10 protein-coding genes and 1 tRNA gene are annotated in these 14599 nt (G+C 61.2%); 6 read left to right on the forward strand and 5 right to left on the reverse strand.

Translation table 11 applies throughout. The annotated features are described in order from the left end of the window. Window positions 1-39: 39 nt before the first annotated feature. The 3 genes from cmk to aroA all read right to left on the reverse strand — a co-directional run bounded on the left by cmk (window position 40) and on the right by aroA (window position 2354). Window positions 40-690 (reverse strand): (d)CMP kinase, encoded by a 651-nt coding sequence (gene cmk / locus NKH63_RS22925; RefSeq protein WP_352918849.1) that lies wholly within the window; start codon window positions 688-690, stop codon window positions 40-42. A gap of 111 nt (window positions 691-801) precedes the next feature. Beyond that, on the reverse strand, window positions 802-999 hold the full coding sequence (locus NKH63_RS22930) for a DUF6881 domain-containing protein (protein WP_352495730.1): 198 nt from the start codon (window positions 997-999) through the stop codon (window positions 802-804). Next, window positions 996-2354, reverse strand: coding sequence for a 3-phosphoshikimate 1-carboxyvinyltransferase (gene aroA, locus NKH63_RS22935; RefSeq protein ID WP_352483949.1), 1359 nt, complete (start codon window positions 2352-2354; stop codon window positions 996-998). Before aroA ends, NKH63_RS22930 begins: the two co-directional genes overlap by 4 nt. 194 nt (window positions 2355-2548) lie before the next feature. On the opposite strand from aroA, the gene NKH63_RS22940 reads away from it, so the two are divergent. The 3 genes from NKH63_RS22940 to NKH63_RS22950 all read left to right on the forward strand — a co-directional run bounded on the left by NKH63_RS22940 (window position 2549) and on the right by NKH63_RS22950 (window position 3600). Then, window positions 2549-2938, forward strand: coding sequence for a TIGR02300 family protein (locus NKH63_RS22940; RefSeq protein ID WP_023676282.1), 390 nt, complete (start codon window positions 2549-2551; stop codon window positions 2936-2938). Window positions 2939-3100: 162 nt separating this feature from the next. Next, a tRNA-Ala gene (locus tag NKH63_RS22945) sits at window positions 3101-3176 on the forward strand. A 220-nt stretch (window positions 3177-3396) separates the two neighbouring features. After that, entirely contained in the window at window positions 3397-3600 is a 204-nt protein-coding gene (locus NKH63_RS22950) for a hypothetical protein (RefSeq protein ID WP_352548929.1), read from the forward strand. A gap of 131 nt (window positions 3601-3731) precedes the next feature. Here the strand turns inward: NKH63_RS22950 and NKH63_RS22955 are convergent, their stop codons facing one another. Both NKH63_RS22955 and NKH63_RS22960 read right to left on the reverse strand, forming a co-directional pair. Then, window positions 3732-3929: a hypothetical protein gene (locus NKH63_RS22955; protein WP_031193688.1), complete on the reverse strand. Its 198-nt coding sequence runs from the start codon at window positions 3927-3929 to the stop codon at window positions 3732-3734. A gap of 1286 nt (window positions 3930-5215) precedes the next feature. Continuing rightward, the gene (locus tag NKH63_RS22960; RefSeq protein WP_031193686.1) at window positions 5216-5521 is read right to left on the reverse strand and encodes a hypothetical protein; all 306 of its coding nucleotides are present in this window, start codon (window positions 5519-5521) and stop codon (window positions 5216-5218) included. Window positions 5522-5809: 288 nt separating this feature from the next. Between NKH63_RS22960 and NKH63_RS22965 the strand changes: the two genes are divergently transcribed. The 3 genes from NKH63_RS22965 (at window position 5810) to NKH63_RS22975 (ending at window position 14243) form a co-directional block, all read left to right on the forward strand. Next, window positions 5810-11515, forward strand: a complete 5706-nt coding sequence (locus NKH63_RS22965; protein ID WP_352918872.1) for a HAMP domain-containing protein — start codon at window positions 5810-5812, stop codon at window positions 11513-11515. A 52-nt stretch (window positions 11516-11567) separates the two neighbouring features. Then, window positions 11568-13607: a PAS domain-containing hybrid sensor histidine kinase/response regulator gene (locus NKH63_RS22970; RefSeq protein WP_352918851.1), complete on the forward strand. Its 2040-nt coding sequence runs from the start codon at window positions 11568-11570 to the stop codon at window positions 13605-13607. Window positions 13608-13685: 78 nt separating this feature from the next. Next, a complete protein-coding gene (locus NKH63_RS22975; RefSeq protein ID WP_352918853.1) occupies window positions 13686-14243 on the forward strand; it encodes an alpha/beta fold hydrolase in 558 nt (185 codons plus the stop codon). Window positions 14244-14599: the final 356 nt, after the last annotated feature.

The raw sequence follows: 14599 nt of genomic DNA on the forward strand, positions 1-14599 counted from the left end.
TTTTGTCGCCGGCAATCGGCGGCGGCAGGAAAACCCGGCTCAGGCTTCGTTTCTCTTGGCCAGGACGTCATCGATGATCGCCCGAGCTGCCAGAAACGCGGCTTCTATAGCCATTTCCGACGTGTCGAGCAAGTGCGCATCGGCTGCCGGTTTCAAGGGCGAGTCCATGCGGCCCATGTCGCGCTCGTCGCGGCGCACGATATCGGCAAGGATTTCCTCGAAATTGGCAGTGCCGCCAATGCTCTCGATTTCATCCAGCCGCCGCTTTGCCCGCACCTCGGCACTGGCCGTGACATAGAGTTTTACGTCGGCATCGGGACAGACGACGGTGCCGATGTCGCGACCGTCGAGCACCGCGCCCGGCGGGGCTTTTGCAAAGTCGCGCTGCTTGTCGACCAGTATGCGCCGCACTGACGGGATGACAGCCACTTTCGACGCCGCCTCGCCAACGGCATGTGCCGAAAGCACGGCGCGGTCGAGTTTTGCCAGATCGACCTGGCGAGCCGCGGTTTCAGCGGCCGAGACATTGTCGAGCGGCAGGCCCAGCCGAAGCAGCGAATGCGCTACCGCGCGATAGGTAAGGCCGGTGTCGAGCAGGTTCAGCCGGTAGTGATCGGCGAGCCGTCGGGCAAGGGTGCCCTTTCCAGCGCCTGCAGGTCCGTCGATGGCGATGGTGAAGCCTGTCGTCATTCGAAACCTCGATGCAAGTGCCTCACTCCATCGGCGCTCGAAGTCAACCGCGTTGACCTCCGAGGCCTCGAACTGATTGTCGGAGTTGATTTCTGTGAGATCGGGAAAGCCTCATACGGAATTTCTGGTGCCCCCGATCTCAATATCCTCCGACCCGTCGAGGGCAGCGCCGCGAATTGCAAAACCCACGGAGCCATCGGCATAGAACTCTATAGTCCGGTTCTGGAAATTGTCGTCGGCAACTTCATACCAGAGATGGGACGGCTCCTCCGGTATGCTATGTTTCCAATGAACGTAAAAGTATCTCACTCGATCGCCGCACCGAGCCCCTTCATCAGGCCCATGAATTCCGGAAAACTTGTCGCGATCATCGCTTGATCATCGATGGTCACGGGTTTTTCCGTCGCCAGCCCCATAACCAGAAAACTCATGGCTATGCGGTGGTCGAGATGGGTCTGGACGATGGTGCCCTGTCCGTTGGGGTGTTGGCCGAGGCCCTTGCCGCCAGGTTTTCCGCGCACGGCCAGCGTGGCCTCGCCCTCGCTGCAATCGACGCCGTTGAGCTTCAGCCCGTTGGCGACCGCCGACAGCCGGTCGGATTCCTTCACCCGCAGCTCTTCAAGCCCGAGCATGAGCGTTTCGCCCTCGGCAAAGCTCGCCGCCACGGCAAGCACCGGATACTCGTCGATCATAGTCGGCGCCCGTTCGGGCGGCACGGTGACGCCTTTCAGTTCGGAATAGCGTACGCGCAGGTCGGCGACGTCCTCGCCGCCTTCGTTGCGCGGATCGATTATGTCGATCCAGGCGCCCATTTCCTGCAGCGTCAAAAGAAGGCCCGTGCGCGTCGGGTTCATCAGCACGTTTTCGATGGTGATGTCCGAGCCCGGCACGATCAGCGCGGCCACCAGAGGAAAGCCGGCCGAGGAGGGGTCGCCAGGCACCGCGATGGTCTGGCCGGTGAGCTTGCCCTGGCCTTCGATGAAAATGTGGCGCACGCCGCGCTCGTCGGTCTCGACCGACAGATTGGCGCCGAATCCCTTGAGCATCTTTTCGGTGTGGTCGCGCGTCATCACCGGCTCGATGACCGTGGTGATGCCCGGCGTGTTCAGCCCGGCCAGCAGCACCGCCGACTTGACCTGCGCCGAGGCCATCGGCACGCGGTAGGTGATCGGCGCGGCGTGCTTGGGCCCGCGCAGCGTGATCGGCATGCGGTCGCCGGGTGTCGCCTTCAGCACCTGCACGCCCATCTGGCGAAGCGGTTCGAGCACGCGGCCCATCGGCCGGCCGGACAGCGAGGCGTCGCCGATGAAGGTGGTTTCCATGTCATAGGTGCCGACCAGGCCCATGGTGAGGCGGGAGCCCGTGCCGGCATTGCCGAAATCGAGCGGGCACTCCGGTTGCAGCAGCGCGCCATTGCCGGTTCCGCGGATCACCCACTCAGTGCCATGCTTCTCGATATGAGCGCCCATCGCCTTCATGGCAGCGCCCGTACGCATCACGTCCTCGCCTTCCAGTAGTCCGGTGATGCGGGTTTCGCCGGAGGCCAACCCGCCAAACATGAAGGAACGGTGCGAGATCGACTTGTCGCCCGGCACCCGTGCCGCGCCGGAAAGACCAGATGATTTTCGGGCGGTGGCCTGCTTCGGGGCGGCAGTGTGCGACATGGTTCTTTCCTGGAAACGCCGGCGGCCGGCCATTTTCTTGTGGTTTGCGCGGTCTCCTATCATGGCGGATCGAGATGGTCATCCCCTTGGTACGAAGGCCTTCGAATTCAAGCTTTTTGGGACGCCGGCTTTTCGCTTTGACAGCGCCGTAAACTCTGGTTAAGGGGACCAAACTTTCATCGACGAGGCTTGCTGTGGCAAAACCCGAACTTGGCACCAAACGCATCGACCCGGAGACGGGTCGAAAATTCTATGACTTGAACAAGGACCCGATCGTCTCGCCTTACACGGGCAAGAGCTATCCGCGCTCCTATTTCGAGGAAGGCAAGATAGCCGCCCTCGAGGAGGAAGAGGAAGTTGCCGAGAAGGAAGTGGACGCCGAAGAGGAAGAGGGCGTCGAGGTCGTCTCTCTCGAAGAGGCGGACGAGGACGCGAAGGCCGACGAGCTTCCCGATCTCGGCGATGACGAGGACGACGTTGACCTTGGCGATGACGAGGATGACACGTTCCTTGCCGACGAGGAGGAAGAAGACGACGACGTTGCCGACATGATCGGCGTCGGCGAAGACGACGACGAAGTCTGAGCGAACCGCATTCGCCGGCTTTCGCGGCGCTGCCTAGAAAAAGCGGTTCTTGAAGGCTTGATATTGACTGAAGGCGGGGTTAGAAGCCGCCTGCACTAACGACGCGGTCTCAACCCGCGCCGGATCTCTTCGCCGGAAACGGCGCCGGCGAACTGCCGGAGTGGGGCCATAGCTCAGTTGGGAGAGCGCTTGAATGGCATTCAAGAGGTCGTCGGTTCGATTCCGATTGGCTCCACCAAAAGTTCTTTCACGTTTTCAGAAAATTAGTTTCCACCCCCTCAGGGGCCTTGCCTTGGAAAGGTCCGGGGCACCGCCAGCGCACCGCACAAAACATTTTTCAGGTCCGAAGCAGCAATGCCTGACAGCGGTGGACGAGATATCGATCTTGGCGCCAGTAGCTTGCGTTCATGCACGCCCGGCGGCAAGGATATCGCGGCAACATCGTATGTGGGGGCAATATGGAATCGGAAAACTCGCTGCTCGGGATCTTCATCTCCTGGATGCCGATGCTGATTTATCTCGCAGCAAGCCTTTGGGTTTCTATCTGGCTCACGTTCAAACTCATCCACGTTCAGCAAGCGATGGTGCAGGCGCAAGAAGGCATCTTGACCAAGTTGACTGATATCGACAACCGCATGTCTGGTAAGCCGAGCCAAGACTGAGGTCCGAAGCTACTGTTCCCCAACTGTTTTCAGCTGCAGCGGTCGACCGGGATACCGCTAATTATACCGGCCAATTGGATGCGGTGGCTCGACGGCGCCCGGTATCGCCACATGAAAATCGGTCTTTTGGACTAACGCTTCATTTTGTCGATACGCTCGCTAAGAGCCTTCACCGCTGCCGTATTTTCCCGAATTTCTTTGGCGATCTCTTTCGCGGCGTTTGCCATGACGATCCTTGAGCGGTTTGCCATCCAAAGCAGAAACGCCATAAGAATCAGGAAAGGGATGCCAACGAGAAGTGCTCGCATTATTGCAGCTTGGTGGCTCATTTCGCTTTCTCCGAGCCGTAGGCTGCCACGCCGTCGACGATCTTCGTGATGTGCTGAGCTTCTGCCATCGGTTCCCTCTTCAGCTGTGACGGACGCCAGCGATAATCGCGTTTATCGGTAGTCACCCCCAAGCCGGAATCGATTCCCTTTTGGGCCGAGGCCGAGCGGCTTCAATTCGTCCAGATCGAACACTGAACCACTTGACCCGTTGCCTGATCACGAACCCTTTTCGAAAACACGCGATGGAGGCCCATTGCGCGTGATCTAGCTTCCTTCGTCGCAACGTAATCGGGATAGCCGACATGCCACTGCCAGAGGAAGTTTGGTGGGGCAGGTTTCCACGTAACCTTGGATCCAAAGGCCGCATTGTCCGGATCTGTTCTATCGAACCGGCAGTCGACGGCTACGGGCATCATGCCCTTCTTAGCCATTGCGTCGGAAACCCCGTAAGCAGTTCGCTTCGTAAGCCATCCATCCGCGCCGCTAGTCGAAACTGTAGTGCACCCTGCCAGAGATATGCTCGACATCAAAAGCCCGATGGCCAATGCGTTGCCTGCGAATGATCGCCGAGTGCCAACCTGATTCTGTTTCATACCCGATCCCCACAACTGAAAGTAGTGCAGGCTAGATGGGGATACGGCGCGAAACAAGGGAGCGCGCCTCTTCTTTGGTTCGGCCGGTCGTGCGCCGTGCGCGGTGCGACAGGCGAGCGGCGAGCGGCAAAATTTCAAACTGAGACACTATCTAACTGCCACCTAATACAGGTTCTTTGAGCTAACTCCCCCTGGCGCGCGTACTGGTCGCGAATCCCATTCGTCGCGCGCTATTGGAGTCTGGATATAGTGCGCCAGAATCCAGGGTCGCGTCCCGTCTGTTTCCGGTCTGTTTTCAGGCATGAAATTCCCTTGCCCGGGTCGCTGTTCCTTCACTGTTTTCAGTGCGCATCGGACACTGTTCCGCCGCTGTTTTCAGCGAGAGTGCCAACTGTTTCCTAACTGTTTTATCAGTTGCAGCGCTTAACCGAAATCGTCCATTAAATTGGACTAAGCCATCGTCGCATATAACTGGCTTGGAAATGACTCCCCCACTCTTTGCGCTCCCGGGCTGCCCGCCGCCTATCGCGGAACCTAGCTGAGACTAGTGTAGTCGGCCGCCCGGCTTGGGCTCGCCGGTCCAAAAGTAGTGAGCCCGTGCCCGGTCAGTGCATTTTTCTGGCTGTGGTTTGAACCGCGAGCGCCGGGTCTGAACTAGGCAGCGGGCTGAAATGACCGCTGAGCAAAACTCCGTTACTTGTTGCAGTTCTGCATATCCGACGTCATGGCGCCGCTGGGGGTATTGTTGTCGGTATCGCTGCCCGCCGTATCCTTGCAGCGGTCCTCCATACCGTTTGTCTGCGGCGTGGTGGCGTTCGTTGCGTTCGGATCGATCGTGTTCGGGGTAGTTGCGCTGCCGGTCCCGATGTTGCCGCCGGAAGTGCCTGTGTTGACGCCGGTATTGCCATCGGCGCTACCGGTCCCGGAGCCCATCGATTGTGCCATGGCAGATGTGGCCAGGCCGATAGCAAGTAGGAATGCAGAGAGAATTTTCATCATCTTAGTGTCTCCATCGAGTTGCATCGCTCTATCGCGATCTATACCCAACGAGAGTTTTTTCGAGATGTTCCGTTTGGCATAAATAGTGATCGATACAACCATTATGGATCTTTGTTGCTCGTCGTTTCGTGAATGCGGCTGCGAAATTCCTGCCGCATAGCGGCAATTTCGTCTGGAACCAAATCGAGCATGCCGCGTTATGGCGCTTGCGGGGAGTTGTGTCGGCCGCAGGGGACAGTTTCACCAGGACATTCAAGAAATCCGTGAGCTGGGAGGGGCGCTGTGAGCGTGCTTGCATCCACAAGGCAATTGGACCACCGTCAAATACTGAACGCGCTGAAGGCTTTTCGGAGCGGTGATTTCTCCGTTCGCATCGATAATGTCTACACCGGCCTCGATTCCGAGATCGCCGACACCTTCAACGAAATCGTAGAACTCAACGATCAGGTCACGCGCGAGTTCGAACGCCTCAGCAAGGTCGTCGGCAAGGATGGCCGGATCGGCGAACGCGGCCGTGTCCGCAACGCTACCGGCAGTTGGGAATCGAGCGTCCGTTCCGTCAACGATCTGATCGAGGACATGGTTCAGCCGACGGCCGAAGTGGCGCGCGTCATCGGCGCGGTCGCCAAAGGCGACCTGTCGCAGACGATGATGGTCGAAATCGACGGCCGGCAGTTGCGCGGCGAATTCCTGCGCATCGGCAAGATCGTCAACACCATGGTCGGGCAACTGGCCTCCTTCGCCTCGGAGGTGACGCGCGTGGCGCGCGAGGTCGGCACCGAAGGCAAGCTCGGCGGCCAGGCCCGCGTGAAAGGTGTGGCCGGGACCTGGAAGGACCTGACCGACAACGTCAACGCCATGGCGACGAACCTGACCGGGCAGGTGCGCAACATCGCCGAGGTGACGACCGCCGTCGCTTCCGGCGACCTGTCGAAGAAGATCACCGTCGATGTGAAGGGCGAAATCCTCGAGCTCAAGAACACCATCAACACGATGGTCGACCAGCTCAATTCCTTCGCCTCGGAAGTGACGCGCGTTGCGCGCGAGGTCGGTACAGAAGGCAAGCTCGGCGGCCAGGCGCGCGTCGAAGGTGTCGGCGGCACCTGGAAGGACCTGACCGACAACGTCAACCTGATGGCAGAGAACCTGACCGGCCAGGTGCGCAATATCGCCGAGGTGACCACTGCTGTGGCGCTTGGCGACCTGTCGAAGAAGATCACGGTCGACGTCAAGGGCGAGATCCTCGAGCTGAAATCAACCATCAACACCATGGTCGACCAGCTGAACTCATTTGCCGGCGAAGTGACGCGCGTCGCCCGCGAAGTCGGCACCGAGGGCAAGCTCGGCGGCCAGGCGCAGGTGCGCGGCGTTGCCGGCACCTGGAAGGACTTGACCGACAACGTCAATTCGATGGCCGAGAACCTGACCGGCCAGGTCCGCAACATCGCCGAGGTGACGACCGCGGTTGCTTCGGGCGACTTGTCGAAGAAGATTACCGTCGCCGTGCAAGGCGAAATCCTCGAGCTCAAGGACACCATCAACACGATGGTCGACCAATTGAACTCCTTCGCCTCGGAAGTGACGCGTGTGGCGCGCGAGGTCGGCACCGAAGGCAAGCTCGGCGGCCAGGCCGAGGTGAAGGGCGTCGGCGGCACCTGGAAGGATCTGACCGACAACGTCAACCTGATGGCCGCCAACCTGACCGGCCAGGTGCGCAACATTGCCGAGGTGACGACCGCCGTGGCCCGCGGCGACCTGTCGAAGAAGATCACCGTCGACGTCAAGGGCGAAATCCTGGAGCTCAAGGACACCGTCAACACGATGGTCGACCAGCTCAATTCCTTCGCCTCGGAAGTGACGCGTGTGGCGCGCGAAGTGGGATCGGAAGGCAAGCTCGGCGGCCAGGCGCATGTCGAGGGTGTCGGCGGCACCTGGAAAGATTTGACCGACAACGTCAATGCCATGGCCGGCAATCTGACCGTGCAGTTGCGCGACGTGTCCAAGGTGGCGACGGCAATTGCGACCGGCGACCTCACCCAGAAGATCACGGTCGATGCATTGGGCGAGATCCTGCAGATCAAGGACGTCATCAACACGATGGTCGACCAGCTGAATTCCTTCGCCTCCGAGGTGACGCGCGTGGCGCGCGAAGTCGGTTCCGACGGCAAGCTCGGCGGCCAGGCGCAGGTGCGCGGCGTTGCCGGCACCTGGAAGGACCTGACCGACAACGTCAATGCGATGGCCGCCAACCTGACCGGGCAGGTGCGCAACATCGCCGAGGTGACGACTGCGGTGGCGCTTGGCGATCTGTCGAAGAAGATCACGGTCGACGTGCGCGGCGAGATCCTCGAGCTGAAGGACACCATCAATACGATGGTCGACCAGCTGAATTCCTTTGCCTCGGAAGTGACGCGCGTGGCGCGCGAGGTCGGCACCGAGGGCAAGCTCGGCGGCCAGGCGCAGGTGCGCGGCGTTGCCGGCACCTGGAAAGATCTGACCGACAATGTGAATTCGATGGCCGAGAACCTGACCGGCCAGGTTCGCAACATCGCCGAGGTCACCACCGCAGTGGCGCGCGGCGACCTATCGAAGAAGATCACCGTCGACGTCAAGGGCGAGATCCTGGAGCTGAAATCGACCATCAACACCATGGTCGACCAGTTGAACTCCTTTGCCGGCGAAGTGACGCGTGTCGCCCGCGAGGTCGGCACCGAGGGCAAACTTGGCGGCCAGGCACGGGTGGAGGGCGTCGCCGGCACCTGGAAGGACCTGACCGACAACGTCAATCTGATGGCGACGAACCTGACCAACCAGGTGCGCGGCATCGCCGATGTCGTGACCGCGGTCGCGCAAGGCAATCTCAAGCGCAAGCTGACGGTCGATGCCAAGGGCGAGATCGCCTCGCTCGCCGACACCATCAACGGCATGATCGAGACGCTTGCGACCTTCGCCGACCAGGTCACCAACGTCGCCCGCGAAGTGGGCATCGAAGGCAAGCTCGGCGGCCAAGCCCGTGTGCCCGGCGCTGCCGGCCTTTGGCGCGACCTGACCGACAACGTCAATCAGCTCGCCGCCAATCTGACCACGCAGGTGCGCGCGATTGCCGAGGTGTCGACGGCGGTGACCAAGGGCGATTTGACCCGCTCGATCAGCGTCCAGGCCTCCGGCGAGGTCGCGGCGCTGAAGGACAACATCAACGAGATGATCCGCAATCTGAAGGACCAGACGCTGAAGAATGCCGAGCAGGACTGGCTGAAGACCAATCTCGCCCGGTTCTCGCGCATGCTGCAGGGCGAGCGCGACCTGGCCACGGTCTCGCGTCTCATCATGTCCGAACTCGCGCCGCTGGTGAATGCGCAATATGGCGTGTTCTACGTGACCAACCGCGACGAGGATGAATTCTATCTGGAACTCGCCGCCTCCTATGGCGCCGAAAGCAAGGCGGAGATCAAGCAACGCCTCGATCTGCGCGAAGGCCTTGTCGGGCAAAGTGCCGCCGACAAGCGCGCCATCATGCTGGACAATGTGCCGCCGAATTTCCTGCGCGTCACGTCGGGCCTTGGCAATGCCGCGCCGGCCAACGTGATCATTCTTCCGGCTCTGTTCGAGGACGAGGTGAAGGCCGTCATCGAACTCGCCTCGTTCAGCGAATTCCGCGACACGCACCAGTCATTCCTCAACCAGCTGATGGAATCCGTCGGCATCGTTCTCAACACCATCGCCGCCACCATGCGCACCGAAGGCCTGCTCAAGCAGTCGCAGCTGCTGACCTCGGAGCTGCAGGCGCGTCAGACCGAGCTGACCAAAAAGCAGGAAGAGCTGCACGCCACCAACGAGGAGCTGCAGGAAAAGGCGCAGCTGCTCGAGAACGAAAAGAAGCAGGTGGAGAACAAGAACCTCGAAATCGAGATGGCGCGCCGTGCGCTGGAGGAGAAGGCCGAGCAGCTGGCGCTTACCTCGAAATACAAGTCGGAATTCCTCGCCAATATGAGCCACGAACTGCGTACGCCGCTGAACTCGCTGCTCATCCTTTCAAACCTGCTCGCAACCAACCAGCAAGGCAATCTCAACGACAAGCAGGTCGAGTTCGCGCGCACCATCAACTCGGCCGGCACCGACCTTCTGAGCCTCATCAACGATATCCTCGATCTGTCGAAGATCGAATCGGGCACCGTCTCGATCGACATCAACGACATGCCGGTGGTGCATCTTCGCCAGCATATGGAGCGAACCTTCCGGCAACTGGCGACCGACAAGGGACTTGGCTTCACCATCAATGTCGACCCCGAGCTTCCGGAGACGGTCCGCACCGACGAGAAGCGCTTGCAGCAGATCGTGCTCAACCTTTTGTCGAACGCGTTCAAATTCACCTCCGAAGGCGAAGTCAGCTTGAATTTCTGGGCCGAAAAGACTGGCCGTCACAACGGCTCGGTGCAACCGATGGAAGCGCTCGCGATCGCGGTTACCGATACGGGCATCGGTATTCCGCAAGACAAGCAGAAGCTGATTTTCGAGGCCTTCCAGCAGGCCGACGGCACCACCAGTCGCAAATATGGCGGCACCGGGCTTGGGCTCTCGATCAGCCGGGAGATCGCCCGGCTGATCGGCGGCGAATTGCGGGTCGAGAGCACGCCGGGCACGGGTTCGACGTTCACGCTGGTCATCCCGTTCGACGGACCTCGGATGGCCTTGGCAACGCAATCGGCGTTGCTGCCGGCGACCGAAGTGGCCGCATCGACGGCGCAGCCGAGCCCGCCATCTTCCGAATTGCTCGATGATCGCGATACGATCTCACCGGAAGATCGGGTCGTGCTGATCGTCGAGGACGACCCGACCTTCGGCGGTTTGCTGCTCGGCCTCGCGCGTTCGGCCGGGCTGAAGGGCGTCCTGTCGACCGCTGGCTCCGGCACGCTGGCTTTGGCGCGCAAGCTGGTTCCCGACGCGATCACGCTGGATCTCGGACTGTCGGATATCGACGGCTGGGTGTTGTTCGATCTGCTTCGCCATGACCCGAAAACCAAGGACATTCCCGTCCACGTCATTTCGGGCGCCGAAGATATCGAGGTGCTTGCCCGCAAGGGTGCATCCAGCATTTCAACCAAGCCCGTGTCGTCGGACGAACTGATGAAGGTCTTCCAGGACATTCACTCCAGAAAGCTCCGCGTCCAGCGCCGCGTCCTCATTGCCGATACCGATCCCGAGCGCCGTCTCTCGTTGATCGAGGCGATCCGCGACGGCGTCACCTCGGTCACCGCGATCGGCCGCGTCGCGGCGAATGCCGACGACATCGGCATCGCCGGCTATGATGCCGTTGTGCTCGGCTTTGGCCGCTCGGCCAAAGACAACGCCCAGATGCTGGATGAGATTGCCGTCCTGTTCGGGCAGTCCGTGTCGCGACTGTTGTTCTTCGCGCCGCATCCGGAAGCGCTGCAACAGTCGCTCGCCTTGCATCCGGCATTGGCGGATGTTCCGCGGGCGGAGAATTTCGCGCAGCTGGCTCTCCTGATATCCGCAACGCTCCCGGGGCGAGGCCACGAAAGTTCGGCAGCCGAACAGCCGGACAAATTCGACCTCGCCGGCGCAAAGGTCCTCATCGTCGACGACGACATCCGCAACATCTATTCGCTCACCAGCGTTCTCGAGACCTATGACATCCAGGTGCTGCACGCGGAGCGCGGTAGGGAAGGTATTGCGCTTCTGGAGCAGAGCCCGGATATCGACGCCGCATTGATCGACATCATGATGCCGGAGATGGATGGCTACGAGACGATGCGGCAGATCCGCGGCATGTCGGCGATCGCCCATATCCCGCTGATCTCGGTTACCGCCAAGGCAATGAAGGGCGACCGGCAGAAGTGCCTCGACGCCGGCGCCTCCGACTATATCGCCAAGCCTGTCGACCTCGATCTGCTGCTGGCGTTGCTGCGTGTCTGGATCGGCCGCTCGCGATCCCGTGTCCATGGTCCGGAAAAGACGCTCATGGCAGTGAACTGACGGCCGCTCGATGCAGAAACTGTCGAGGCACGGAGCAAGGAAGCCGGAGGTTGTGGCCCCGGCCGTGGGGCCGGCAAAGGCGCGCATCCTGGCCGTGGATGACGACGAGCGCAATCTGCTGGCGATCGGCGAGGTTCTGGCCCCTATCGGCGATGTCGTCTGCGTGCAGTCGGGCGAAGAGGCGCTGCGCGCTCTGCTGAAGGAGGATTTCGCCGTCATCCTGCTGGATGTGCTGATGCCCCGGCTGGATGGCTACGAGACGGCGGGATTGATCCGCCAGCGCGAGCAATCCAGGCGAACGCCGATAATCTTTCTCACCGCTATCAACAAGGAAGACGCCCACATGCTGCGTGGCTATGACGCAGGCGCGGTGGATTACGTGTTCAAGCCCTTCGACCCGGCCATGCTGCGTTCCAAGGTCGCCGTGTTCGTCGAACTTCATGAGAAGACGCTCGAAATCCAGCAAAAGGCGGCTGCCGAGCAAGGGCTGCTGGCCCAGGCACTGCAGGCGCAGAAGGGGAAGCTCGAGGCCGAGCGGGCGCTGCGCAGCGCCCAGGAGCGGCAGCATGCAATTTTGAGCTCTCTTCCGGTCTGCTTTCATGCGCGGGCGGCGGAGCCGCCGTTCGGCGCCAGCTTTGTCACCGAAGGGGTCGAACGCCTGACCGGCTTTCCTGCCGAACGGCTGACCTCCGATCCGGGCTTCGGCCTGAGCCGCGTTCATCCCGACGATCTGCCGAGAGTGAGGCAAGCCCTGCTCGCGGCCAAGGCCACCGGCTCCTACACCTGCGAATTCCGCTGGCAATGCGCCGACGGCAATTACCGGATTTTTCTCGACCAGGGCGTCCTGTCGAACGGCTCCGACGGCCCAAAGCCCGAGATCCTCGGCACATTGCTGGACATTACCGAGCGGCGCGAGCTTGAGAACCAGCTGCTGCAATCGCAGCGCCTCGACGCGATCGGCAAGCTTACCGGCGGCCTGGCGCATGATTTCAACAATCTGCTTGCCGCCATTCTCAGCGGATTGGGATTGCTCGAGCGCCACGCCGAGTTCGACGGACAGGCCAGGCAAGTTCTGGAACTGACGCGCCGGTCGGCAAAACAAGGCGCCGAGCTCGTCAACCGCATGCTTGCCTTCTCGCGCCGCCAGACACTAAGGCCGCAAGCCGTGCGCCTCGCCGCGCTCGGCGACACCATGAACGGGTTGGTGGCCCCGGTCCTGGGAGGCCTGATCCGTTTCGATTGGCTTGTCGACGACACTGTGTGGCTGGCGCATGTCGACGCCAGCCAGCTGGAGCTCGCGCTGATGAACCTGGTCTTCAACGCGCGCGATGCCATGCCGTCCGGCGGCACGATAATCGTGGAGGCGCAAAATCGAACGCTAGGCAGTGCAGCCGAGGATATTTCGGCGGGCGACTATGTCGTGGTCACCGTCAAGGATACGGGGTCGGGCATACCGGCCGACATTCTCGCCAAGGTCGTCGAACCGTTCTTCACCACAAAACCGGTCGGCAAGGGCACTGGCCTCGGTCTGAGCACGGTGCATGGCTTCGTCAAGCAATCGGGCGGCACGCTCCGCATTGAGAGCACCGTCGGCAGTGGAACATCCGTCCAGCTCTGGCTGCCGCGTTCAATCGAGCGCCCGGTGGAAATCGCCGACAAGTCCGATGCCGACAACACCGTCGTGAATGCCGGCGAGGACTATCCGTCGGTCCTGCTGATTGACGACAGCAATGTACTGCGGGAACTGACGGCGCAATCGCTTCGCCAACATGGCTTTGCGGTTACCTGCGCCGGGGGCGGTGCGGAAGCGCTGGCGATGATCGAGCGGGCGCCGTACGATTTCGATGTCATCGTCACCGATTTTGCCATGCCGCTCGTCTCGGGGCTCGAGGTCATCCGGTTCGCCCGCAATCTGCGGTCCGATTGGCCGGCGGTGATGATAACCGGATATGCCGACGCCGACGCGATCGCCGACCGGCCCCCCGACGTGCCGCTGCTCGGCAAACCGCTGCGCGAAAAGGACCTGATGGAGAGCATTCTTGCAGCGGCTGCGCGCGCCGGATCGCCGAGGGCCAAGCAGGCCAGCCGGTGAAAGGCGGACCATTGGAACCTGATCCATGGGTTGCCGTTGGGTAGGTCTCTGGCTGCGCTAGGATCGGAGGAGAGACTGATGGCGACAGCGGACTGGCCTCTTCCTGAACGCTTCACCTTTCAAGGGAACTCGATCGCCTGGGGCGCGACGGGCGAGGGCTCACCCGCGGTATTGCTGCATGGCACGCCTTTCTCATCGTCGGCATGGCGTAGAATTGCGCCTTTGCTCGGCCAACAGAGGCGAATCTATTGCTTTGACATGCTCGGCTATGGTCGATCTGATAAACCCGATAGCGACGTGTCTCGTGGCATTCAGAACGAGCTTTTCGCGGCCCTTTACGATCATTGGGGCCTGCGTGCCCCCGATGTCGTCGCGCATGATTTCGGCGGCTCAACAGCGTTACGCGGTCATTTGCTCAATGGGCTCGACTATCGGTCGCTGGTGCTGATCGATCCGGTCGCAATCAGCCCGCAAGGCTCACCACTTGTTCAGGCCGCCAAGAAACACGAGGCGGTCTTTTCCGGCCTTCCGCACTACATTCATGAAACAATCCTGCGCGCCTACATCGGCGGCGCCGTAGCGAATGCGCTGCGCGAGGAAGAGATGGCGCTCTACCTCGCACCGGCTGGGAGCTGAAGGCCAAAAAGCCTTCTGGCGCCAGGTCGCTCAGATGGATGACAAATACTCGCAAGAGGTCGAGTGGCGCTACGGCGAGATTCGTTGCCCCGTTGCCATCCTGTGGGGCGAGGACGACCAGTGAATTCCCATCGATGACGGTCGCGAGCTCGCGCGCCGCATTTCGAGTGCTTCCTTCCATGTCGTGCCGAACGCGAAGCATCTTATGCAGGAGGACGCGCCGGAAGCGATCGTGGCGACAGTGCTTGGCTTCTGGCGAGACCTGGGGGAGCGGGCAAATGTCCGCAAAAAACCGGCTTCGGCCGCTCGATCTCCATCGCGCCAATGAGCGCTTTGGGCGATCGGTTCGATCCGGT

Origin of the sequence: Mesorhizobium sp. M0960 (assembly GCF_040319055.1) — a bacterium.
GTDB lineage: Bacteria > Pseudomonadota > Alphaproteobacteria > Rhizobiales > Rhizobiaceae > Mesorhizobium.